General features: G+C 32.9%; 20 protein-coding genes. 12 read left to right on the top strand and 8 right to left on the bottom strand.

Going from position 1 to position 23,910, the window contains the following annotated elements; all coding sequences use genetic code 11:
- Positions 1-586: 586 nt before the first annotated feature.
- A complete protein-coding gene (gene spoIIP, locus SLH48_RS05320) occupies positions 587-1,732 on the top strand; it encodes a stage II sporulation protein P (protein WP_320257286.1) in 1,146 nt (381 codons plus the stop codon).
- A 1,712-nt stretch (positions 1,733-3,444) separates the two neighbouring features.
- Here spoIIP and SLH48_RS05315 read toward each other — a convergent pair.
- A complete protein-coding gene (locus tag SLH48_RS05315) occupies positions 3,445-4,638 on the bottom strand; it encodes a PLP-dependent aminotransferase family protein (protein ID WP_320257285.1) in 1,194 nt (397 codons plus the stop codon).
- A gap of 623 nt (positions 4,639-5,261) precedes the next feature.
- On the bottom strand, positions 5,262-5,987 hold the full coding sequence (locus SLH48_RS05310) for a sulfite exporter TauE/SafE family protein (RefSeq protein WP_320257284.1): 726 nt from the start codon (positions 5,985-5,987) through the stop codon (positions 5,262-5,264).
- Between the two features lie 749 nt (positions 5,988-6,736).
- On the opposite strand from SLH48_RS05310, the gene SLH48_RS05305 reads away from it, so the two are divergent.
- The 5 genes from SLH48_RS05305 to SLH48_RS05285 all read left to right on the top strand — a co-directional run bounded on the left by SLH48_RS05305 (position 6,737) and on the right by SLH48_RS05285 (position 10,352).
- Entirely contained in the window at positions 6,737-7,123 is a 387-nt protein-coding gene (locus SLH48_RS05305) for a YbaN family protein (RefSeq protein ID WP_214482343.1), read from the top strand.
- 188 nt (positions 7,124-7,311) lie between these two features.
- Positions 7,312-7,746 carry a dUTP diphosphatase gene (locus SLH48_RS05300; protein WP_320257283.1) on the top strand — a complete coding sequence of 145 codons (435 nt, stop codon included), beginning with the start codon at positions 7,312-7,314 and terminating at the stop codon, positions 7,744-7,746.
- A 30-nt stretch (positions 7,747-7,776) separates the two neighbouring features.
- Positions 7,777-8,094 carry a DUF3221 domain-containing protein gene (locus SLH48_RS05295; RefSeq protein ID WP_320257282.1) on the top strand — a complete coding sequence of 106 codons (318 nt, stop codon included), beginning with the start codon at positions 7,777-7,779 and terminating at the stop codon, positions 8,092-8,094.
- Positions 8,095-8,604: 510 nt separating this feature from the next.
- Positions 8,605-9,420, top strand: coding sequence for a VOC family protein (locus SLH48_RS05290; protein WP_320257281.1), 816 nt, complete (start codon positions 8,605-8,607; stop codon positions 9,418-9,420).
- Positions 9,421-9,707: 287 nt separating this feature from the next.
- Positions 9,708-10,352, top strand: coding sequence for an MOSC domain-containing protein (locus SLH48_RS05285; protein WP_320257280.1), 645 nt, complete (start codon positions 9,708-9,710; stop codon positions 10,350-10,352).
- A gap of 354 nt (positions 10,353-10,706) precedes the next feature.
- Here SLH48_RS05285 and SLH48_RS05280 read toward each other — a convergent pair whose 3' ends face one another.
- From SLH48_RS05280 to SLH48_RS05265, 4 genes are all read right to left on the bottom strand, one after another.
- Entirely contained in the window at positions 10,707-12,392 is a 1,686-nt protein-coding gene (locus SLH48_RS05280; protein WP_320257279.1) for a methyl-accepting chemotaxis protein, read from the bottom strand.
- 408 nt (positions 12,393-12,800) lie between these two features.
- On the bottom strand, positions 12,801-14,177 hold the full coding sequence (locus SLH48_RS05275; protein ID WP_320257278.1) for an MATE family efflux transporter: 1,377 nt from the start codon (positions 14,175-14,177) through the stop codon (positions 12,801-12,803).
- A gap of 183 nt (positions 14,178-14,360) precedes the next feature.
- Positions 14,361-14,798 carry a MarR family winged helix-turn-helix transcriptional regulator gene (locus SLH48_RS05270; RefSeq protein ID WP_214482349.1) on the bottom strand — a complete coding sequence of 146 codons (438 nt, stop codon included), beginning with the start codon at positions 14,796-14,798 and terminating at the stop codon, positions 14,361-14,363.
- 749 nt (positions 14,799-15,547) lie between these two features.
- Positions 15,548-15,748, bottom strand: a complete 201-nt coding sequence (locus SLH48_RS05265; protein WP_320210574.1) for a cold-inducible protein YdjO-related protein — start codon at positions 15,746-15,748, stop codon at positions 15,548-15,550.
- A 328-nt stretch (positions 15,749-16,076) separates the two neighbouring features.
- Between SLH48_RS05265 and SLH48_RS05260 the strand changes: the two genes are divergently transcribed.
- Positions 16,077-16,997, top strand: coding sequence for a DMT family transporter (locus SLH48_RS05260; RefSeq protein ID WP_413785395.1), 921 nt, complete (start codon positions 16,077-16,079; stop codon positions 16,995-16,997).
- Between the two features lie 120 nt (positions 16,998-17,117).
- On the opposite strand, the gene SLH48_RS05255 is transcribed toward SLH48_RS05260, so the two are convergent.
- Positions 17,118-18,554, bottom strand: coding sequence for an NAD(P)/FAD-dependent oxidoreductase (locus SLH48_RS05255; RefSeq protein WP_214482352.1), 1,437 nt, complete (start codon positions 18,552-18,554; stop codon positions 17,118-17,120).
- A gap of 364 nt (positions 18,555-18,918) precedes the next feature.
- Here SLH48_RS05255 and sigY point away from each other — a divergent pair, with 364 nt between their 5' ends.
- The 5 genes from sigY to SLH48_RS05230 are packed head-to-tail and all read left to right on the top strand — an operon-like array spanning position 18,919 to position 21,713.
- On the top strand, positions 18,919-19,470 hold the full coding sequence (gene sigY / locus SLH48_RS05250) for an RNA polymerase sigma factor SigY (RefSeq protein WP_320257277.1): 552 nt from the start codon (positions 18,919-18,921) through the stop codon (positions 19,468-19,470).
- The gene (locus SLH48_RS05245; RefSeq protein ID WP_320257276.1) at positions 19,436-19,777 is read left to right on the top strand and encodes a YxlC family protein; all 342 of its coding nucleotides are present in this window, start codon (positions 19,436-19,438) and stop codon (positions 19,775-19,777) included. Before sigY ends, SLH48_RS05245 begins: the two co-directional genes overlap by 35 nt.
- Positions 19,774-19,992, top strand: a complete 219-nt coding sequence (locus SLH48_RS05240; protein ID WP_320257275.1) for a sigma-Y antisigma factor component — start codon at positions 19,774-19,776, stop codon at positions 19,990-19,992. The genes SLH48_RS05245 and SLH48_RS05240 overlap by 4 nt, the downstream gene beginning before the upstream one ends.
- A 34-nt stretch (positions 19,993-20,026) precedes the next feature.
- Positions 20,027-20,902, top strand: a complete 876-nt coding sequence (locus SLH48_RS05235; protein ID WP_320257274.1) for an ABC transporter ATP-binding protein — start codon at positions 20,027-20,029, stop codon at positions 20,900-20,902.
- Positions 20,903-20,915: 13 nt separating this feature from the next.
- On the top strand, positions 20,916-21,713 hold the full coding sequence (locus SLH48_RS05230) for an ABC transporter permease subunit (protein ID WP_214482357.1): 798 nt from the start codon (positions 20,916-20,918) through the stop codon (positions 21,711-21,713).
- 1,257 nt (positions 21,714-22,970) lie between these two features.
- Here the strand turns inward: SLH48_RS05230 and rarD are convergent.
- Complete coding sequence (gene rarD / locus SLH48_RS05225; protein WP_214482359.1) at positions 22,971-23,882, bottom strand: EamA family transporter RarD; 912 nt, start codon at positions 23,880-23,882, stop codon at positions 22,971-22,973.
- Positions 23,883-23,910: the final 28 nt, after the last annotated feature.

Raw genomic sequence — 23,910 nt, 5'->3', positions numbered from 1 at the left:
AATGGAAAAGGATTCACTAACAACGTAAATTGAAAGGAATCATTTTTCTTCACAGTCATAAATCAGTCAGTACAAAAGCTTCTTATCGGAACTGCTACCAATGCCTAATAACCTTCTGTTTGCTCCTCGAACTTTCTCTGCGTGTTTCTACGGCTGTTGTAATTGGTTGAACTACTTTACAATGTCTTTTTATCGCTAAAATTACCAAAGTAATACCCAAAGGTCATTTGTTTCAAAATGCTAAAGATCATTGGAAACAGTTTATCCTTTGTATCTCTATAGATACCATTAAAATATCCACAGTAATCACATTCTACTAAAAAATTAAATTTATGATTTACGGTATGATATAAGTAGATTTTTTCAATTTTTGTTACAAAATCTATTTATACGGAATATATATGGTTCCGAATTAGAAGCTGTTTCTTAATAACTTATGAGGATAAAGCCAATAGGTCCAACCACCTGTACTTTATAGTGTTAATGTAAATTAGTGGTATAATCTACTATTCTTTATATTATTTTGTTAAATTAATATATTCTATCCTTTCTATGCATATAGATTAACATAGGGGGGATTATATTTATGAAGCCGTATAGAAACAAAAGGTTATTGCTCGTGACTAGTATTCCAATGCTGATATTTTTCATCTTCTTCATATCAACATTAATCGTTAGCTTAAACGTTAAATATGAATCTAGCTTTATTGATACTGCGTTAGGAAATGTAGAATCAGAAGACCTATTAATTCACTTTCTGAAGGCAGAAAATCAACATTTTACTCTAGAAGAAAGTGAGAATGATTTATTTTCTTTTAAAAATATAGCAGAATCTATTCTACAATTTGGCACAAATATTATTCTAAGTGATACAACAACATTTTTTGGCGGAGAATTACCAGGCATAACTTCCTCCTTAAACAAAACGAGTATAACCGAAGAAACTGAGTACGTATTTGAATCGTCACCACCAATTGAAGTTTTATTAAAAGAACGAGAAGTCGCAACAGAAAAACTAAAACAGGATGAAAACATAATGTTAGTTGAAAATAATCTTGTTGATCAGATACCAAATAAGACTGTATATATCTATCAGACGCATAGTTGGGAATCTTTTTTACCATATATAAAAGATGCTAGCAGTCCGAATCATGCAATCAGTAATGATAATCGAGTGAATGTCGTTGCACTAGGTAAGCGCTTATCAGCTAATCTCCTTAAAGAAGGGATCGGAGCACATCATGATCAAACGAATATGACAGCAAAGTTGCATGAGAAAGAATGGAAAACAACAATGTCATATAACTTGTCTCGTGAGATTTTAGAAGTCAACACAAATAACAATAGTCATGTAGAGTACTATATTGATATACATCGGGATTCGGCACGTAGAGATGTTACAACTAAAATGATTAATGGAATTGAATACGCAACATTATATTTTGTATTAGGAACGGAAAATATAAATTATGAGCAAAATAAACAATTTGTCGAAAAACTTAATGCAGAGCTGAATAAAAGGTACCCTGGAATTAGTAGAGGAATATATCAAAAATCAAAAAAAGATGGAAATGGAATATATAATCAAGATATATCTAGTAAAGCTATCACGTTAGAAATAGGCGGTGTAGACAATACATTTGAAGAACTTGAAAGAAGTGTTGACGCTTTCTCAGAAATTTTTTCAGATTTATATTGGGCAGATCGTGAAGCGATAGAGGTAAATGGATGAGGAGTCAAAAATTGACTAGCAAGCAAATCACATTATTCAAATAAGGTTAGATGTTAGTACAAGCTGTTTAAGGTTTTCAAAAAGCGGAAGAATGAATAGATAACCTACTTATCAATAAACCAAACCGTTTTGTTTTGATGGTTTGGTTTTTTACTTACTTAATACATTGGTAATCTTTTTTATCTTAAATATGTAGTGAAAAGATTAAAGGCATTTTAAGATCATATGAATACTATATTTGCTATTTTCTCATTAATGATAGGAATATAATCAGGAAAATATTATACTCAGGCCTTTTCTCCATAGTTAAGCAAATTTAGTAGAGTAGCTAGATTTATTTTTTAAGAGAAAAAGTAGAAATCATAATATTTATGAATAACATACAGCTAAGTAAAATTATGCACGTAATGATTGCGTAGGAAAAAATAAAATATAAAAGACTAATATTTCCATCTATTATAAGGAAAGGTGTAAATATGTAATCCGAGAACGCTATGCTAATGAACTCTATAAAAACAAGAACTATGATAAGTGTTGCTAAAATTTTTTTGATTTGTATTTTCATTAGAAAAACCCTCCTTTTTAGCCTTTATATATACAGACGAATAAGATTACAAAAAAGTTGTAATAAAATACAAAAATTTTCTTACAAACTTACTATCGTATACGTCCACATATAAATCTGTCATCAGTGACCCTTTGTCACCTTATTAATTCACTCCAATTGAGATAAGCGCTCACAACATTTTTTGATTGAACAACTATTACTAAATCTAATTTCAGAGAGCTTCAATACGAAATGTGCTCAACGAACTTATACGTTTTCAACCATTTAAGTAGAGGTATGTTCCTTTATACTTACACTAAAGCCTGGAAATTATATTGTTATTGTTATTGAAGTGGATTGAGTGTGTAGAACAACCATATAATATTAATTTGAAGATTTAACCGTAAATAAAAGGAAGGTCACAAGTGAGGGTTGAGGACAAAGAAAAAAGCTAATGTCATCATGACTGGGGTTATGGAAAACAGTCAATAGCTCCCTTTACTGAAAGCAAAGCTGTGTGTGCACTGTTTGAATAAGTTCCAACTGTTGGTTGAAGCTTTAATAATGATATTGACAAGCAATGACAGTTGTTTATATACATATTCATTGATGGAATGCTCTGGATGGCTACCATAGGTGCTGCCTTTATTAACTTATCTGTTATGCTATTACAATGATTTAAAGCCTAATTATTACAATGCTATACAGCTGTAATGATAAGAAAGCTCGGTTTACATAAGCTATTCAACAAGGACTTAACCCCATTTATGTTTAGTTACTTTAGCTATTTCAGAAATAATGGTTTTTGTGATAATGCTGTGTCATCACTAACAAATGTGCTAGTGATGACTGCAGAAGCATTAACTTTTTAGAGGGTTAGAAGGTTGTATACTGTTGCAATTTTGGAAATGATACATTTTAAGAACTTTATTTCCGTTCGATGAAAATTGGCGATAAAGCTTTATGTTAGTGCCTCTGAAGTATTTTTATTTAAAATTACCGCTAATGGGGCATGTGAAATTAAAACGTTCAGGAATGCAACCTAAATCAATTATTATCACAGGTCTTTATCTCTCATAACAATCCTTAAGCATTATTAGTCAATCATGGGGTTGAAGGTCAAACTGGTAAAGAACAAATGAACTATTGCAGGTACGATGTCATGTTAGACATTTGGAAGCATGCTTTCAGCTGCAAACACGTCGACTAAAGTGCCCATTCCTTCTCTAAGCTTGTCGGGAGTCGAGTGAGAAAAGTTTAAGCGTAGAGTATTTAGTTCAGGAGAGCTAACATAAAATGGTTTACCTGGTACATACGCAACACCTTTTTGAATGCAAGCTGTCAATAATTTAGTAGCATCAATGTTTGCAGGGAGAGTTACCCAAAAGAACATGCCACCTTTCGGAATATCATAAGAAATGTTTGGTATATTAGCTGAATCCAACAATTCCAGCATGATTTTCATTCTTTTATGATAAACAGCTCGAATTTGTTTAATATGATTATCAAGATTAAAGTCTGTACAAAGGTGATAGAGTGCTTGTTGAGATAAAGAATTGGAATGAAGATCTGCAGCTTGTTTTGCCTGTGTCATCATCCTTATAATTTGGTGAGGACCTTTAATCCATCCTGTGCGTAATGCTGGTACTACGGTTTTAGAAAACGTACTTGTATAAACAACCTGAGTCCCGCTCTGGTCCAGTGCTGCAACAGGTAAGTATTCTTGGTCATCGAACTTTATTTGTCCGTAAGGATCATCTTCAAATATAATAACGTTTTTCCTTTTCGCATACTCTAGTAACTTTTGTCTACGTTCCATAGACCATACTCTACCTGTAGGGTTTGAAAATGTTGGTACAACATAAATACATTTCGGCTTATATTTTCTAATTTTATATTCAAGATCATCAGGTAACATGCCGTGCTCATCACTTGAAACAGGCAATATAGTAGCCTCACATGATTTAAAAACTTGAAGAGCTGCTAAGTAAGTTGGATTTTCAGTTAGTATGATGTCACCAGGGTTAAACATTATCCTTGAAAAAAGGTCAATCGCTTGTTGTGAACCAGTCGTTAACAATAATTCATTAGTAGTTGTTACAATTTTTTGTTTTTTCAAAAGCTCAACAATCAAGTCACGTAGTGGAGTAAAGCCTTCGGTAACACCATATTGAAGAGCTTTTTTTCCTGATAAAAATGTTTTTTCGAAAGCATCTTCAACAGCTTTAATAGGAAATAAACTCTCATCAGGTAAACCACCAGCAAAAGAAATTACATCTCCGCTCTCAATGATTTTTAATAGCTCTCGAACTTCTGACCCTTGTAAATGTTGAACTCGTTTAGCAAATCCATATTTCATATTATAGCCACCTTATAAATTATCGAATTTTCAAAAACTTATGATTAATCATATTACGATAATTTAAATTGTCAATAGGATAAACAAAAGTTTATTTTTTTTATAAGATATGGGTGAGAATAGGTTGAGCACTTAATAAATGATGATTGATAGTTTCATAGGGGTAGCATTACTTTACAATTTCTAGAAGTCTTATTCGGAAATGAATCGTAGAAGAAAATCTGCTAACGTTAGTTATATGGCTGTCATCGTTCGTCAAAACACTAACATCCAAGTAGTAAGGTGACAAAGTTCTAGTTTTGGATAATTTGTTGAAAATCATTCATTTGCACACCTCCAATATGAAATTCAATGTTCTCTTACTTGTAACGAAACACCACGCTTAGTTTTAACTTTTGGTGATTTAGGTATTTGTTCAAGGCTGTTTTCGTATTGATTGACGCCTTTTGTCCTTAAATATAAGGTCATATACGCATAGCGTTCGTAGCAAATTGCTCGTGCTACATTCTCTAGTCCCAAAGGAATATAAGCTACATTATTATTGGTAGTTAATCCTTTTCAATAAATACCGTGTAGCCACGTTTTTCGTTTATTAATATAAGGATAGTCTCAAATTCAGGTGGTCATATACTTAGAATTAGTTGAATAATTAGTATGGAAGTTACTATTCTCAGGAGATTCTTTACGTGATTTGTTGAGAGCCTTGTAGCAACTCTTACAGCTATGAGTCCACCAATTAGTGAGCCTGTTGCTAGTAATATCGAGATTTGCCAATCGAAATAACCAGCAAAGAAATAGGTGAAAAATGCGCCGATACAGCTCATAAAGGTCTGAAAACGTGTAAAAGCCACTGCTTTAATATATGACAATCCGTTGTATAAGTGGGTATACATTAATAAGGTAGCCTGTCCTGGTCCAAATAAACCGTCATACACTCCGTTGAAGAATAACAGAGGGTGTGTATTTTTCGGAATGATGTTATTCACTACTTTTTCTTGTGGTAGTTTCTTTAGTAAATTCACCACTAACGCAAAACTGAGTAATACAATTGCAATCATCGTCATTTGTTGCTCAGATAATACAGATGCACAAAGTGCCCCTGTAATTCCTCCAAATAAGGCTAAAGGAACAATAACCACTACTGAAGAGAAAGTAACTTCTTTTTTCCATAACAGCGTATAAAAACTAGAAAATGAACTAAATATGTTTGAAAATTTGGCTGCAGCAATAGCTGAATGAATAGGTACACCAAGCAAAAGTAGAGCTGGCATACTGATAAGTCCACCGCTACCAGCCAAGGTTCCAATAAATGATGCGCAGATCCCTATTAATATTAGTAAAATCGTCATAAATATAAATCCCTCCTTTCATATCTTTTATCATATAACCCATTTATTTATAATTAAAATACGAATAAATGTATACTTAACATAAGTAAAACTTATTGATTTTTATGTTCTATAAAGGTGTTTTATTTAAAAATGTTTTTAAGAAATAAACACGATCATAACTCCTCTTATGTAAAATGAAGATTGAATAAAATTACTTATCGTGGTATCAATAGCAACAAAGTGTATGAAAAGAACCTTGATAAAAGATAGGGTGCAACTCACACTTTTATGTTGATGAAATATGAGTAGAATACATTTAAATAGTCAGTTTAATAGCAAAATTATTTGACTGGAGGCTAAATGATGAGATATATGTAATCCAAGAGGAAAACTACATTATAACTACATGTAGTGAGAAAACTCCACCTTACGAAAATAATGACATTAATTCAAATGGATATATATACGTTTAACGAGAAAGAAATAATGAGGAAGGCTACTATATTCCATGGGGATTTTATAAATTTTAATAACTAGCAATATAAAACTCTAATAGCCGTAGACATACCAACAATGGAAAAAAGTCTAGATAAATATTTAATGGTAACATTGTATAAAAATTAAGTATGCATACCGCCGACGGTTAGCTTTTCCTTATCTACGGTGTTATAATGTTGCTAATGTTAACTCTAAACAATTTAATTCATAATATCTTGGTTATTTTTTGACAAATATAATTAATTAATCTAGCAGCAAGGAGTTCGGTTATGAAAACACTTCAAAAAACCGTATTGATCGTAATAGGAACAGTTGCTTTAATATGTGGTGTCATAGGTATCATATTGCCCTTAATACCGACTACACCTTTTTTATTACTAGCAGGCTTTTGTTATGCTAAATCATCGAGAAAATTATATGATAAGTTAATGAATAATAAAATACTTGGGGAGTATATAAAAAACTATCGGGAGCATAAAGCGATTCCTATGAAACCAAAGATAATAGGGGTCTTGATTATTTGGAGCTCAGTTTTTTATACATTTTTCTTTTTGTCAGCCATAATATATCTTAAAGTTATATTCTTCATTGGTGCAGTTGTAATCACTTATTTAATTTTATCAATTAAAACGTTAAAACGTGACATAACAGCTTAGCGAGGGTGCATTTATGCATCTTTTTTGTTGGTTGTTGCGATATCGCATAAAGATTAATACTGTCATTAAACAACTTAGACAGGGTTCGTATAATAAAACGGTTTATACTAATAGAGTATGGACAATTATTTTTAGCATAACTTTATTTTTACTATATAAATTAGTCCATGGTAGAGGAGAAAACATAAATGTTATTTACGATAAAAATAAAATATTTTCATAATCAATTACCAAAAATCAATAAAATTGAAGTTGGGGATTGGATTGATTTACGTGCAGCTAAAACTGTAGAAATCCAAAAGGAAGAGTTCTGTTTAATTCCTCTTGGTGTTGCGATGGAACTCCCTGATGGGTACGAAGCGCATGTTGTACCAAGATCAAGTACATTTAAAAATTTTGGTATCATCCAAACAAACTCAATGGGGGTAATCGATGAGTCGTATAAAGGTGATAATGATCAATGGTTTTTCCCAGCATATGCTCTGAGAGATACTAAGATTGAATTTGGAGATCGGATTTGTCAATTTAGAATGATAAAAAAAATGCAGCATGTGACTTTTAAGGAAGTAGACGTTCTAAATAATGAAAATAGAGGTGGCCACGGTTCTACTGGAACGAGGTAAATAGATTGAATTTATGGTGGATGTCTAATAATGACATTAAGGATATCACTCTTGTTATTTACTGTTTTTATATTACTTTCAGCCTGTAACAATAATGAAGAATATTTAGCCGACTCAGACTTTATTGGGGAAGTAATAAAATTTAATAATCAATCAATAGAAATGGAAGTTAAACAAGGTGTTTTTTTTGAAAAAGGAAACACCGGAAATATTATTCTAAGCTATGGAAAGTCGGTTGGTAAAAGCAGCTTGGAAAAAGGTAAGAAGTTTAAAGTATGGATAGATGGTGAAGTTTTAGATAGTAGCCCAATGCAAGCAACCATTGGAAAGATTGAAGTATTGGATTAACGCATTTTGGTCTATTTAGGCAATGAATATTACGTTAGTTTAGGTGTTACACCTAACAGGTAATTTTGGGACTAGTATAGGCAATCTTCCTATGGAAGCGGTAGATGGGAAAATTAGTTGTCTCAAACAAAGGGAAAAAATAATATTTTTGTACCAACGATGATTAATAAGTATAATTAGCTGGATTTACTCAGTGCTAATAGCATTAAATTCACGAAAAAACTGCAATTTTAACATGGGAACTTCTACATAAAAGGAGTTTCTTTTTTTGTTTTAGGCTTTTTTCTTAATAAGATATAAGGAGGTACATCTAGCGTTCGTAGCATCTTTGGATACTTTAAATAGATGCCGGTTATGAAAACGACTTCTTTATTTTCTAGGTTGGACTATAGCAAAGAATGTTATAAAAGCGTTTTCAAAAAAAGAATTTATTAAAAAATATTGACATTAAACCCACTTTAAGGTTTAGGATATATGTATAGAAATTATTGTTAAGGAGTGTGATTGGTTATGTTTCGTTGGGATGGAGGCTTCATCATGGTTTCGTGGGACCGATTTGACGAAGGAGTAGAATGGTACACAACACATATGGGATGGGAGTGTCTAGATCAGGTTCAGACACCATTGGGGAAAAAAGCTTTTTTGAAAATGCCTAGACTAGGAGTAGTTACGGTAAAATCATTTGATTCCGATATAGACCATTTCATAAATGAAACTGGGGAAGAAGGTAATGTAAGGCTGTGTTTTGAAATTGGCAGTATAGAAAATACACTTGACTATTTTGAACAGCATGGCATTACTTACTCAAAACAGGTCACATTAGTAAATGGTTTGAAAACGTTTGATTTTTATGGATTTGAAAATGCTCGATTTACAGTTTTTGAAAACCCTACAGAGAAGGATCATTACCCTGATGCTAGACTACTAGGATTTGGTGAGATCAATGCAAGAATCGGTGTAACTGATATAAGCAAAGCTGTTGATTGGTATACGACTCATCTAGGTTTCTTGAAGGTCATTGAAGACCAAGAGAAAGGATATGCTCATCTTCAAACGGAAGATGCGTATGATTTCAACGTTCATCAACGATCATTAATGGATAATATTTTTCTAGAAAAAATTGATGAACCAGTTAGAGGGAATCCAGCAGTACGTACATATTTTGATATTAGACCGGAAAAATTTTATGAAACATATAATAGACTCAAAGATCAGCATATGGAATTATCAGAAATAGCAGGGAATCCATTGGAAGGGTGGGGAGGATTCCATTTTTTCGACCCTGATGGCAATCGTATTAACGTTTGGTCGTATCGCACGATGTAACCAGCAAAAAAGTAATAACGAATCAGGTTTCATATATTATGTATGTTACCGTTCTTAACAATTAATATGTTCACCGTTATCATTTCATCTTATAAATTGTTGACAGTCGTTTGTTGGGTAAGTTCACACCTCTGCAGATGAGCTTTGGATAGGGTTGTCACTTCATTTGCCGATGTTCAATTTCCTAAGATTATTATATGAAGCAATTGAGCATAAAAGGAAAATGTTGAACATATTCAAAATAACAGCTAGAATAAAAACGTTAATGGAAAATTGAGGTGATTAACATGGAAAGAAACATAGTTTCTATAAGTATTGGGCAACCCAAAAGTTATGTTTGGAATGGAAAAACCGAAGATTCAGGCATAGGGAAACAAATCATTGAGGAAGCGTTTTTAACAACAGAGGGGTTTGTAGGAGATGGAGTAGCTAATCAAAAATATCATGGTGGACCAGATAGAGCAGTTTGTGTTTATCCATATGAGCATTACTTACAGTTTGAAAAAGAGTTTAATAAATCTATTGAACCACCAGCATTTGGTGAAAATATAACAGTGAGGAATATGCTTGAGAAAGATATTTTTATAGGAGATATATTTGCTCTTGGAGATGCAATTGTTCAAGTTTCACAGGGCAGAATTCCTTGTAATACGATTTCGAAGTTCAACGAAATTGATTCTCTACTATCTAGATTCGTAGAAACAGGGTATACTGGTTATTTCTTTAAGGTCATTAAAGAAGGTGCTGTGAACTGTAACTCAGAGATCAAATTAATCGAGCGTGCACAAAATGACGTGTCCATCTGGTCTGCTAACCAAGTTTTATTTCATGATAAGAAGAATAAAGAAGCTATAGAGGAAATTTTAAAATGTACAGACATAGCAAATGCATGGAAAGGCAAGGCTGGAAAATTATTAAAAAATCTCACTTAACCATATAATACATACCGTTTATTCATAGAAATCATTTTTCAACTATGAATTAAACGTTATTTTACGAATACCAGTAATGAAAGATAGCTTGTTAATGATTAATCTGTATTATCACATGCATAAGGAAAAGAGAAAAAGGTTTCGACACAATAAATCGTATTATGAAGTAATATAAGAAGCCGGCACTATAATAGAATGTGGCAAAGAGAATACATAAAAAGCGTGCTTTGATCAATCTTTTATCAAACACGCTTTTTATATTTGTAACTTATTGAGTTTTATAAAAAGTGATAAGTAAACTTAATGTCATTACTACAGTTCCATCGAAGAATCGTTAACTATAGTGAATTTTACTTAAGTTATTTTAAACTTCAATATTTGATTATGCAATTTATCGGCTAAGGCAGATAAGGATTCTGCGGAACTTGTGATTTCTTCTGTAGTAGCTAACTGTTCTTCAGAAGCTGCAGAACTTTCTTGGTTTGCTAAAACAGATGAATGTGCCATTTCTTCTACAGATTTTGAGCTTGAAACTAATTGCTCATTTGCTTCAGCCATCGTTTGGATAGAACGCATAACCTCGTCTACTTTCGTAGCAACGTCAGATATTAATTGAGATATATTGCCGAATACGTCATTTACTTCTTCTGTTAAGGTAATGCCCTCATTTACCTTGTCTGAACCTTCGCTCATATGTTTTACAGAGCTTCTTGTTTCATTCTGTATCTCATGTAATACAGAAGCAATTTGTGATGCGGATTGCTTTGTTTCTTCTGCTAGTTTCCTTACTTCATCTGCAACAACAGCAAAGCTTTTACCATTTTCTCCTGCTCTAGCCGCTTCGATAGCAGCGTTTAAGGCAAGCAAGTTAGTCTGTTCTGATATATCGGTAATAATATTAATAATATTACTAATCTTATTGGATTTTTGATCAAGCTGATATATTTGACTTGTGCTGTCAGTTACTATATCAGTGATCATATTCATTTGTTCAACCACTTTTGTAACAATAATAGAGCCATTTTCAGAAGCAGCAGTTGCTTTTTTAGAGATTTCTACCATGTCACTACTGTTAAGTGCTATTTCTAATGTATTGTCAGATACCTTCTTAATCGTTGAAGAAATATTATTAATACCTTGTAGTTGTTTCTCAACACGTTCAGCCGAATGTTGAGCCAGCGTTGCCATTTGTTCAGTAGCTAATGAACTTTGCTCTGTGCTTGCACTTAGTTCTTCAGCTGCTGCTGCGAGTTGATCTCCTGCTTCAGCTGCATTATTAACTAACACTTTTAAATTATCTTGCATTGTGTTGATATCATTTCCTAACAAAAATAATTCATCTTTAGTCTTTATTTTGATGGGTTCACCCGTTAATTCTCCATCAGCAATTTGACTTACACGCATGCTTATCGTTTTTAAAGGATTAGTAATTTTCCTTCCTGCGATTAGTGCGATAACAAAAGAAGTGATTATTGCTATGACTAGACCAATCAATAATAACGTTTTTGTAGATTGGTAAATTTTATTGTTTTGTGATGATAGTTCATTAGCAAGATCTATATTAACCTTCATGAGTTTTCCGACTTTGTCCTCAACTTTGTCGAATTGATCACCACTTAATGCAATTCCTTCACGAGCCATTTCATATTGACCTTGCATAATAAACTCAGTATTTTCAGAGACTCGTTCTTTAAATAGTTCCCAATCATCTTCTAATTGTTGGAAAATTTCTTTTTCTCCAGCAGTCATTGAATTTTCCTTATAGTATAGTAACATTTGATCAACGGTATCCATACTAATTTTTGCCTTTGCTGTCATTGAACTATCTTCATTGACTAAAGCTTGGAGCATTTGAATTCGCGTGTTACTAGCATACTGTGCAATTCTACCAATTGAAGAGGTAGGTACTAGTCTTTCATCTACTATATGTTTGCCGTTTTCGTTAATATTAGAAATATTAACAACGGCGTAACTCCCCAGGATAATGAGGATTATTATTAAAGATGAATATGAAAGTAACAGTTTTGTTTTAATTTTCATCCGTGTCTCCCTTTCTAAAAGTGGTAACGTTAACATTAGTACATTAGTTAATTGCTAAATACATAGTCGAGTTAACAAAGCAACCTGTATTTTCTGCAAGCATTTCCATATTAATGCATGTATAGCTGTAAATCAAGATCATTTTTGTGAATTCTTATAGTATTTTTAATAAAGTAGGTGAGTTGGTATTTATTGTCCAATACAAACCCTTTTTAAACAAACTTCGTGAATAGAACCTAAAAAAGATTGATCGCTATGCCGATCAATCTTTTTTACTATATAAATATACTATGTGTGTAGCAAAAGTAATATTTATTATAAGTAGGGAGAATAAACACTATTGTCATCATTTTTAAAAAAACATAATGTAAGGGAGAATACAATTATTGCAGTTATTGTCAATTTATACTAGGCGGAGGCATTTGCATTGCTATTTTGTGTTTGTTTCTTCCAAGTAATTATACGATCCTTCCATGCATAGGCAAAAGTTATGATAAATGCAAACAAATCAGCTAGCGGAAAAGCAAGCCATACGCCTGTTAATCCATACAGACGAGGTAATAATAAAACGAGAGGGATTAAAAATAATACTTGGCGAGCCATTGATAATATGAATGCTGGTTTAGCTTTGCCAAGTGCTTGATAAACACCTCCAATTACCATTTGGAAACCAACTGTGATCATGAGTGCAAATATAATTCTGAGCGCATTTTCACCCATCGTAATTGCCTGAACATCAGATGTGAAAATTGAAATTAATGGTTTAGCAAATGCTAGGACAATTACGAATACTGCAGTTGAAATAATTGTTGTTACTTTAATGGATAACATTACTGTATCGTTCACACGTTCAGGCTGTTTCGCCCCATGGTTAAAGCCAACAATAGGTTGCAAGCCTTGAATAACTCCGAACATCGGCATGACAGATAGCGCCATTACCTTATGAATCATTCCGAATACTGCTACCCCAAGCTCACCACCGTAAATAATTAACATCCTATTTACTGCAACAAACATAATGCTACCTGCGATTTGTCTAATGAAAGCAGAAGAGCCGATAGTTAAAATGGATCTAATATATGATAGTTTTAGTTTGAGATGTTTAAATGAAATGCTCAAACTACTTTTCTTACTTATAAAGAAATAATTAAATATATAAAGCGCTGCAACAACTTGTGAAATAATAGTAGCGATGGCAGCACCTTTGACACCCATATTTAATGTGAAAATAAATATAGGATCAAGGATAATATTTATAATCGATGAAACAATCATTGTTATCATGGCTGTTTTTGCGTTACCTTCTGCGCGTACAATATTGTTCGAAGACATGGCAAATGCAAAAAAGATCATTCCTAATAAAATAATGCTTAAATAATCCATTGCATAAGGAAGGATGGAATCCGTTGCACCGAAAAGTCGTAGTAACGGTTCTAGAAATAAAAGTCCAAGAGTAATTGCTATTAAGTTTAAGCCGAGTAATAAAGCAAGAAAATTACCAAAAACATGATTAGCTTCTTCTTGCTTTTTTTGCCCAAGTTTAATTGATATGACTGCCGAACCACCTATACCAATGGCAGCAGCAATTGAAGACAATATCAATTGCAAAGGAAAGGCTATTGATACGCCAGCAACTCCAAGTGTCCCTACACCTTTAGCTATAAAAATTGTATCAACAACGTTATAAAGCGACATAACTAACATGCCGATCATTGCAGGAATCGATAATTTAGACAAAAGTTTGGGTATTGGTTCGGTACCTAAGATTTCACTTCTATTATTCATGCATATTCCCCCATTTGTAATTTATTAGCTTCCTAACTATTTGTAAATATTTTTTTTCAACCATCATCCTTAAAGTGGCAATAATATAATTAACATTAACCAATGTGGTTAATGTTAATGAACTAGTCAGATATGGATATTTGGTAGATGATATCTAAGAGGGGAGTCAAGATTATACTCTCTTTATTCATTTGCTTCCTTGCAAGTATTTCTTTTCAACTTCTTTAACCAAGATACCATAAGGGCCTTTTCCTCTGGTGAAAATCCACTTGTAAGCTCATTTTCTAATTCGACAATAATATTCCATAACTGCTCAATCTTTTCAGAACCCTGGTTAGTTAAATAGAGTCTTTTTAAACGTCCGTCTTTACTGTCACATTTTCTTGTCACAAGTTTTTTATTCTCAAGTTGTTCAATTAACCCTGTCAATGAGGAAGGTTTAATTTGCAAAGCATCAAGTAGCTCTGACTGTGATAAGCCTTCCTTTTCTTTTAGATGATAAAGGACGCGGTATTGTGCGATCGTTACTCCGTGCTGCTCTAATTTGTTATTCTGTATATTTGTAAGTGTTCTAGCAACTACTTTTAAGTTGAAACCAACATGGTTGAGATAATCATCCATTTAGTTAGCCTCCTAATTATTATAATATAAAATATACACCTAATTTTGTCGCAATGCAACAGGAATGCTTAGGAAAATATTAGTATGATACTTTAAAATTATTTAGGGTACGTAAAAGTCATAATAAATCGTATAATGGATGTTATAATAAAGTGCAAAAAATAGAAGGTGGATTTATATTTATTAATACATAATTGAAAGGCTCTTTTTGAACGGCACGGTGGATTTACATGCAGCTGAGAGCATGCACTTTTAAACTAGGTATCGATTTTAATAGAAAAAATGTATGAATGGGAATAGTGCTTCATAAAGCTTGGGGAGGAGATGGAATTGATGAAAACAAATATTATTCAGCAAAATCATAGTATCACTTATATAGGGTTTTTCCTTCTTTCTATCATATCATTGATATCTCTGCGTAAATTTAGAAAAATCGAGAGCAAAAGACTTGAAATGAAAGAAAAAATAGCTGAATTTCATGGGAGAATTTAAGTTAATTTTAAAGAGTGTTGGAGGTTGCTACCTATGAAGGTGGTGGTTTTTCTACCAGAAGATTAGTGGCTTAAGTCATTTTGTGACTGTCCTTGGACGATTTCATGTTTCAATCAATCCCGTGCCATCATTGTCATATTTGATCACACATGATGATGGCACGGATCGTAATTGTTTCTTCTGAATATACAAACTATGCTTATTGATATGATTTATTAATGGTTAATATGGTTCGTTGATAGATAATATTATTGAGGTTATGAAATAATGGAGTTATTGTGAACGATTTCCAACTCTTTAAATGCCATCTCCATCTCACTATTACAAGCTGGGCAAGTAGTTTGATCTTTACTTCTAAAATTATCTCGTACCCAACAATTACACAACTCAGATGAGCATACCCATATTTTTGTTTCTTCTGTTTCAATTTCTTTGATAACCTTTTTTCCAAATACCATCCAATCAACCTCCTAAGTGATGTAACAAGAGAAGCCATCCGATTTTGGATAGCTACATTTGTTCAGGAAACGATTTACTTAAAAACAATTCGTCCAAAATTTAATATATGCAATTTTTAATAAAACATTCATGAAAAATAAACAAGTGATTTACCTTGAAGTAATCGAGATTACCTTTAATACTTGTACATTACTTTAATTTTTATTATTTTGCAAATTTTACAATGCTTTTGAAATTATTTATAATTAATATTTAATGTCAGTCAGAGTATATAGTGCATTTCCAATAGAAATAAACTAAAGTCGGACAAAAAGGAGAGCATTGTTAGTGAAGACAAAGTTTTCGAGATCAAAGAAATCGGCAGCAATGGTTGGCATGATTGTAGCTATGAGTATTTTTGGATCTATTGGATTTGTAGCTGCAAAAACTGGACTTCATGCGTTTGAATTAGTTTTTGTGCGATGTGTTTTTGCTTCAATTTTTTTAGGCGTATTTTGGTTATTAACAGGAAAATTCGCTTCGGAAAAGTGGAACAAACATGAAGTAAAACAAATTATTTTTTGTGGTCTTATATTAGTGCTAAATTGGGTGTTTCTTTTTAAAGCATTCGAGATGATGCCTGTTACTGTTGCTGTATCAATTTATTATTTAGCCCCTGTGATTGTTTTACTGCTTGGTAGTCTTTTTTATAAAGAAAAGTTAACTGTTGTGACTGTTTTAACGATAAGCGTCTGCTTTCTAGGAACAATGCTCGTTTCGGGTTTAGGAACTAATACACCATTTGGCGAATTACTTTCATCTGGTCTCATTTGGGCATTTTTAGCAGCTGTGTTATATGCTTTTCTTACACTATTAAGCAAAAACATTCGCCAATTAAGTTCATATGCAGTGACTGTCATTCAAACAACACTCGGCGCGATTTTGTTATTACCTTTTGTTAATTTTGAAGCGTTTATTGGGTTAGAAACAAGTAATTGGATTGCTGTAACACTCATTGGATCTCTCCATACAGGTGTTGTCTATTTTTTATTTTTTGGAAGTGTGAGACATCTATCAGCAGGTTTAATATCAGCGTTAGTTTTTTTAGATCCAATTGTAGCCATTTTACTCGATACAATGATTACAGGTTTTCGACCTAGCTTTCTACAAATGCTTGGAATTGTGCTTACATTTATCGGCATGGCGATTACTTTAATGTTGTCACAAAATAAACGATCTGCAAAGGTGGATGAGTCTGCAGCATCATAACAAATTTCGTAGTTCAAACATTAAAAAGATAAATAATAGCAACGAGGAAAACCACATGGGTTATATTGATGCCCATGTGGTTTTAAAAAAGTAGTTACTTGATACTATTAAACTACTGAACTATTTAATTGTTTCAATAATATCACGGGCAATCCATACACCACATGCACCAGCTTGAGCAAGGCCACGAGTGATACCAGCCCCATCACCACCAACATAAAGTCCATCTATTTCTGATTCAAACTTATTATTAAGATTCGGTCGTGCTGAATAAAACTTTGCTTCAACTCCGTAAAAAAGTGTATGTTCAGATGCAAGACCAGGAGTAACGTGGTTAAGTGCTTCTGTCATCTCTATTAAACTTTTCATCGTGTTATAAGGTAATACAAGACCTAAATCTCCAGGTACGGCTTCTTTTAAAGTTGGTTCTAAAAACCCTTCCTTCATTCTTTTTTCAGTTGAGCGGCGACCTTTTAAGATATCACCATACTTTTGAACGATAATCCCGCCGTTTGATAAACGGTTTGCTAATCTAGATACTTCGTGTGCAAACTCATTTGGTTGATCAAATGGTTCAGCAAATTTATGTGATACGAGTAGAGCGAAGTTAGTATTGCTACTCCCTAAGTTAGGATCTTTGTACGAATGTCCATTAGCTAGCATGATCCCTGAATGGTTTTCGACAACAACATGACCAGATGGATTACTACAAAACGTCCGAACGGTTGTTCCTACAGAAGAATTGAATACAAATTTACCCTCATATAAATGTGTATTAATTTCCTCCATAACTATATCTGATGTCTCAACCCGAACACCGATATCTACTTGGTTATTTATCATGTTGAGTCGTCGTTTTCTAAATATATTTGATAGCCACGCGGAACCGTCACGTCCAGGAACAATAACAACTTTTTTTGATGTTATAATTTCACCGTTCGTAAGTTCGATTCCTTTCACCGTATGATGACCGTCACTCTTCTCTGTAATGATATCGGCAACTTCAGTTTTAAATTTCATCTCTATTTTTCTTTTTAAGTATTCATAAATACTTTGTAGTATTTGAAGGTTTTGTTCTGTTCCAAGGTGACGAACCTGAGCACGTAATAATTTTAAACCTGCTGCATAACCTCTTTTTTCAATGTCACGAACCTTGGAAGTTAATGGGTCTGTAATTGTTTCTGTAGCTCCGTGTTGTAAGTTAATTTGATCAACATATTTTATAAGATCAACAACTTCAGAATTAGGCAGGTAATCTGTCATCCATCCACCAAATTCACTTGTAATATTAAATTTTCCATCAGAGTATGCTCCTGCTCCACCGAACCCGTTTGTTATTGAACATGCTGGTAAACAACCTGAAAAATCTTTCTTTCCAGCTGGTGGAGGGCATTTTTGGATTTTTTTCTCTAGAATTGGACAATGTCTACGGTATATATCGTGACCTTTATCTATTAATAGGACATTGGCATGAGGCATTTTTAAGGAAATTTCATAACTAGTAAAAATACCAGCTGGTCCTGCACCGACAATAATTACATCATAATCAAAATTCATGAGAAATCCTCCATTGACTTTATATTGTGAATTTACAAATATTTTTTTTGCTCTAACCAGAGGATAATATAACAATTATTTAAATAGATGTCAACTAAATCACGAATAATATAAAATGAATTAATAAAAATGTTCGTAAAAATACAACGTTATTTCAAGAGTACTTTAATCGTTTTAATCTTAAGCTAAAGATTTGTTTATAATATGTATAGGCAGTGAATAATCATAGTTCACTGTCATCTAAATATACTTTTCAAAATTATTACGAATTTATGTAAGGTTTTTTGAACGAATCTATCATGTATAACGTATTATTATTGACTCGAAGGTTGGGGTGTTTGGGTTCCCATGAAGGAGGGTGGGTATGCAGGAACAGGAATTGATAGAGAATGCAAGACGAGGAGATTCACGAGCTTTTGCAATATTATTTCAAGATCATTATCCCTTTTTAGTAAAGTATTTAATAAAAGTCACAATGAATTACAATTTGGCAGAGGAACTTGCTCAAGAAACGATGACAAAATGCATAGAAAAAATAAGGTTATACAATGGGAAGTCGGCTTTTTCTTCGTGGCTCATTTCTATCGCTACAAATGTTTATATAGATCAATGTAGAAAAAACAAACGTGAAAAAAAATGGCTTGAACAAATGCAAGCTTTGCGGGAAATGAGATGGCAGTTCGAAACTCAAAATGAGGAGTGGGCTGATGTTAATCAAGCATTGGGACAATTAGCTAGTAATTATCGAATCCCGATTGTACTAAAGCATTATTATGGATATACGTATGAAGAAATATCAAAAATGCTTAATATATCAGTAGGTACGGCTAAATCACGTATTCATTATGGTATAGATAAGATTAGAAGGGAGTTGAAAATTAGTGACGAAAAACAAAGTAACACACATCGACGATAAAAAAAGCTATAAGAGCACTGTGGAAGAGGTTAATAAAGGCTTAGCAAGTATCGATCATCAGTTCTCAATCGAAACACCAGATTTAAACTGGCTTGAACAAAAAATAATAGCGGATAAATTAGCTTTGAGAAAGAAATTTATACGAGATATACTCATATACATTTTGATAATCTTGACCGTAGGCTCCGGGTTAATTGTGATATTAACTCAATCGCCAGCAATTTTTGTTGCATTACAACTTGTTGTCACTGCCATCCTTCCAATTATCGTTTATTTTACAAAAGATAAGCAGGTGGCTGATGGATGACTAGCGAAGAATTAGTTGTTATACCAATTGTAGCCATCATACTAATTACTCAAAGTACCTTGTTATTTTTTGACGCAAGAAGACATGGGCATAACTATTGGCTGTGGGGAATCATTGCGTTAATACAAGCCCCTATGCCATCTTTATTTTATGTGCTATTTGTGAGGAGAGGTGGATACTATTTTAATAAGAGAAATAAAAAGCACAAAAAGTGAAATGTTTTCTCATTAATAGAAAGAGGGGAATACCGTGAATGCCATTCAGATGGATAATTTAACGAAGTTTTTTGGTAAAAATCGAGGAATTGAAAATGTTACCTTAGAAGTAGAAGAAGGAGAAATATTTGGATTTATTGGACCTAACGGCGCAGGGAAAAGTACAACCATCCGTACATTATTAAACTTAATATATCCTACGAAAGGAAGTGCTACTGTTTTCGGAATGGATGTAGTAAAAGATTCGAAAGAAATTCGCAAAATAATTGGTTATCTTCCTTCAGAGGTACATTACTACGATGATATGAAAGCCAAAGATCTACTTCAATATTCTTCGAAATTTTATAAACTAGATGCTACAGCTAAAATTAATGAATTAGCGGAAAGGTTAGATTTAGATTTAACGAGAAAGGTCGAAGATTTGTCATTTGGGAATAGAAAAAAAGTAGGAATTATCCAAGCTCTTCTTCATCAACCGAAGCTATTAATTTTAGATGAACCTACAAGTGGATTAGACCCGTTAATACAACAAACGTTCTTTGATTTACTTCATGAGTTAAGGAATGATGGAACAACTATTTTTTTCTCATCGCATTATTTAGGTGAAGTACAAAAAATGTGTGATAGAGTAGGAATTATTAAAGAGGGAAGGGTATTGAAAGTAGAACAGATTGAACAGCTCCGCCATAATCAATTTAAAAAAGTCTCAATTCTGTTCTCTGAACAACCGCCTCAAGGCTTGGACTTAGAGGGTGTTATTAATCAAGAAGTAGTTGGTGATGAAATGCATTTTTTATATAGTGGTAACGCGACTGCGCTAATTAAACAATTATACAATTTCCAATTAACGGATATTAACATTGAGGAACCTTCATTAGAGGAAGTGTTCATGCACTATTATGAGAATTGAGGGGAGAAAAGCAATGTTATTCAAAAGGGAGTTTGCAAAAGCACAGAAAGCATTATGGATTTGGATAGCAGTTCTCGGAGGGTTAATCATAATGATGCTAAGTATGTACCCTTCATTTGCTGAGCAGCAAGAAACATTAGACCAATTGTTAAATGCTTACCCAGAAGCTATGCTTCAGGCATTTAACATGGATCAATTTAGCTTGCATACGGTTCTTGGATTTTATGCTATTGAAGGCTATTTGTTTACAACATTGTTCGGAAGTATATACGCGGTCCTACTAGCTTCTAGTATTCTCGTTAAAGAAGAAAGTGAGAAAACAGCAGAATTTTTGCTTTCTAAACCGCTAACTCGAACGGAGGTTGTAGGACAAAAATTATGCGCTGTGTTATTATCTTTAATAGTCTTTAATATAGCATTGTCGTTAATCACATACATTGGTTTTACGATTGCAGGTGATGAGCCTATAGAATCAACAACATTTTTTCTAATCACCATAGCACCTTTTCTACTACATTTAACATTTGCGGCAATAGCATTTTTCATATCTAGTGTGATGAAAAAATCGAGAAATATAATCTCCATATCGCTAGGTATTGTATTAATTTCATACTTTTTAGATATCATATCTGGCATTTCAGATAAATTTGACGCAATAAAATATTTTACACCGTTCGAATATGTTGATTCTGCCTCAATCATGATTGATAACACGATAAAACCTCTGTACTTGATAATTATGCTCTTAATCATAACAGTGAGTTTCTTAGGGGCATTTACTGTCTATCGAAAAAAAGATATTGCCTCGTAACCTTATATTTATAAAAAAGCATAACCCTTAAAAATGTTACCCTCATTAATGAGGAGTAATGTTTTTTTTATCATGCATTTGCAATAACAGTTGTTTCACGTACTAAGAAGTTAACGCCTCAACTACGGTTCATAACATTTTTTTCTAAAACCTATTAATATAAAATTACGACGTTCGTTTGTTGTACAATGGTAACTAAATTTACGGAAAACGTTATTATGTAATAAAATACCATTAAAAAATAACGAATAGACTATGATATTATTAAAAGTAAAGGCTTTTTTCGCATTAATTGATTGTTACTTTTGAGATAAAAGTATGTATACATCTATTTTTTCGGAACTTTTCTAGTTTCAAGACTATTGATCTAGCAACAAAGTTTAAGAGAAGAGCCTAACTATAATAAGCTAATAATCTAAGGATTTATAGAATGGTAGGAGGGCAGCTTACATAATTTAAGGCTAGGCTATTTCAGATTGGGGCTTTTCCTACTAAGATATAAGCACGTATACGTGGCATCTTTTCTACTTTTTACTTATTGAGCTCTCACAAAATTCATCATACCGTCCATTTTTATAAAAATAGCCTAATTTTATTTCGAAGAATGTTAATCGAGCAAATTTCTTAAAAAAATGTTAATGATGGAGTTGAAAATAGATTGACTAAAATACTAAAACAAATATATAGGATATTGAAAGTAGCTTTGCTAGTTTTCGGGAGTGTCGAGTTAGTATTCGGCAGACCGTTTTTAGGAGTTCTGTCTATGGGGGGATGGTTCTTAATTGATGGAGTTGAAAAAATAATACAAAATTTTAGAGAAGGTAATAGAAGAGGCATCATATTTAATGTGATATTTTTATGTGTGATCATAGGTTTTTTTTGGTGGCGGGGCTATGATATTTATCATTGGTACCATTTTGATTACAGATATTAGATTCAATGAATTAACCCACATAAAAAACGCTTTTGATGCAAACTTCTTCCATGGCTGATAAAGTTAAATATGTAAAAAAGTATATATTAAGCTTGTATGCTAATTATCTAGCAATAGAAACAGGTGCGTATATTCAATTACCTGTTTCTATTTGTCAGTTGTTATGATGGCTGTTTTACAATGATGATTGTTTTTCTTAGACATAAACACGAAAGCAACTCTCACTGGAGACACCTTTTCTTCATTAAACTTAGATGAATGGCGTAAAGATCAGCTAGTTATAATAGTATTAAAGCTTAGCAGACAAAGTCTTGAATTAATGTTCACGCACGTAGAGTTTTCTTCTCTGTTTGTTTACCAAGATGTAAATTTGAAGCTGTATAAATAACAAGACCACACCAAATGGACGTAAAGCTTGCTAGGTGAACTTTTGTAAATTCTTCTTTAAAAATAAACACCCCAATTAATAAACTTATTGTAGGAGCTAAGTATTGAAAAAAACCATTCATTGATAATGGAATGCGTTTTACTCCCTCTGCAAAGCATAGTAATGGTATCGCTGTTGCTACTCCACTTCCAATTAATAATAACACTGTGCTGAAAGAACTCGACAAGAACACGCTTGTGCCTTGTGCTTGTATCGTTCCAAGATAGATGAAAGCAATTGGAGTAACGATAGAGGTCTCTATTGCGAGACCGAACAGTGAGTCCAGTTTAACTAATTTTTTGGCTAACCCATATAAGGCAAAGGATAATGCCAATGATAATGCAATCCAAGGGACCTTTCCATATTGCAACGTTAATATTCCTACACCTATCCCCGCAAAGAGAACAGATATAATCTGCCATTTTGTTAATTTTTCCCGTAAGACGAGTACACCGAGTAATACACTTAAAAGGGGATTAATATAATAGCCCAAACTAGCCTCAATAAGGTGGTCGGTATTTACCGCCCAAATGTATATAAACCAGTTTCCACTTACTAAAACCCCTGCAAGAAATACAGCTGCCAATTTCTTCGGTCGATTTAGTAATGAATTAAACTCTTTTTTAAAATTCATAAATCTATTTTTAAAGATAATAATTGATAAAACAAATATAAAGGACCAAATAATTCTGTGAGCGAGTATCTCACTAGCAGGAACATGCTCAATCAATTTCCAATATAATGGCAGTATTCCCCAAAGCACATACGCTATAATTGTATAAGAGACTCCAACCTTAGTTTGCTTCAAAGTATATCACTCATTTCACTTAAGAATA

This window comes from Cytobacillus sp. IB215316 (genome assembly GCF_033963865.1).
GTDB classification, from domain to species: domain Bacteria; phylum Bacillota; class Bacilli; order Bacillales; family SM2101; genus Nanhaiella; species Nanhaiella sioensis.
Note: the sequence above shows the minus strand (reverse complement) of the source record. Positions and strands in the feature narration are given on the sequence as shown.

Coding starts and splice junctions, on each gene's coding strand:
- SLH48_RS05230 (WP_214482357.1), top strand. CDS start 20,916: ATGTTATTCAAAAGGGAGTTTGCAAAAGCACAGAAAGCATTATGGATT.
- SLH48_RS05310 (WP_320257284.1), bottom strand. CDS start 5,987: ATGACGATTTTACTAATATTAATAGGGATCTGCGCATCATTTATTGGA.
- SLH48_RS05275 (WP_320257278.1), bottom strand. CDS start 14,177: ATGAATAATAGAAGTGAAATCTTAGGTACCGAACCAATACCCAAACTT.
- SLH48_RS05300 (WP_320257283.1), top strand. CDS start 7,312: ATGTTATTTACGATAAAAATAAAATATTTTCATAATCAATTACCAAAA.
- SLH48_RS05315 (WP_320257285.1), bottom strand. CDS start 4,638: ATGAAATATGGATTTGCTAAACGAGTTCAACATTTACAAGGGTCAGAA.
- SLH48_RS05265 (WP_320210574.1), bottom strand. CDS start 15,748: ATGGTATTTGGAAAAAAGGTTATCAAAGAAATTGAAACAGAAGAAACA.
- spoIIP (WP_320257286.1), top strand. CDS start 587: ATGAAGCCGTATAGAAACAAAAGGTTATTGCTCGTGACTAGTATTCCA.
- SLH48_RS05295 (WP_320257282.1), top strand. CDS start 7,777: ATGACATTAAGGATATCACTCTTGTTATTTACTGTTTTTATATTACTT.
- SLH48_RS05290 (WP_320257281.1), top strand. CDS start 8,605: ATGTTTCGTTGGGATGGAGGCTTCATCATGGTTTCGTGGGACCGATTT.
- SLH48_RS05305 (WP_214482343.1), top strand. CDS start 6,737: ATGAAAACACTTCAAAAAACCGTATTGATCGTAATAGGAACAGTTGCT.
- sigY (WP_320257277.1), top strand. CDS start 18,919: ATGCAGGAACAGGAATTGATAGAGAATGCAAGACGAGGAGATTCACGA.
- SLH48_RS05240 (WP_320257275.1), top strand. CDS start 19,774: ATGACTAGCGAAGAATTAGTTGTTATACCAATTGTAGCCATCATACTA.
- SLH48_RS05280 (WP_320257279.1), bottom strand. CDS start 12,392: ATGAAAATTAAAACAAAACTGTTACTTTCATATTCATCTTTAATAATA.
- SLH48_RS05255 (WP_214482352.1), bottom strand. CDS start 18,554: ATGAATTTTGATTATGATGTAATTATTGTCGGTGCAGGACCAGCTGGT.
- SLH48_RS05285 (WP_320257280.1), top strand. CDS start 9,708: ATGGAAAGAAACATAGTTTCTATAAGTATTGGGCAACCCAAAAGTTAT.
- SLH48_RS05270 (WP_214482349.1), bottom strand. CDS start 14,798: ATGGATGATTATCTCAACCATGTTGGTTTCAACTTAAAAGTAGTTGCT.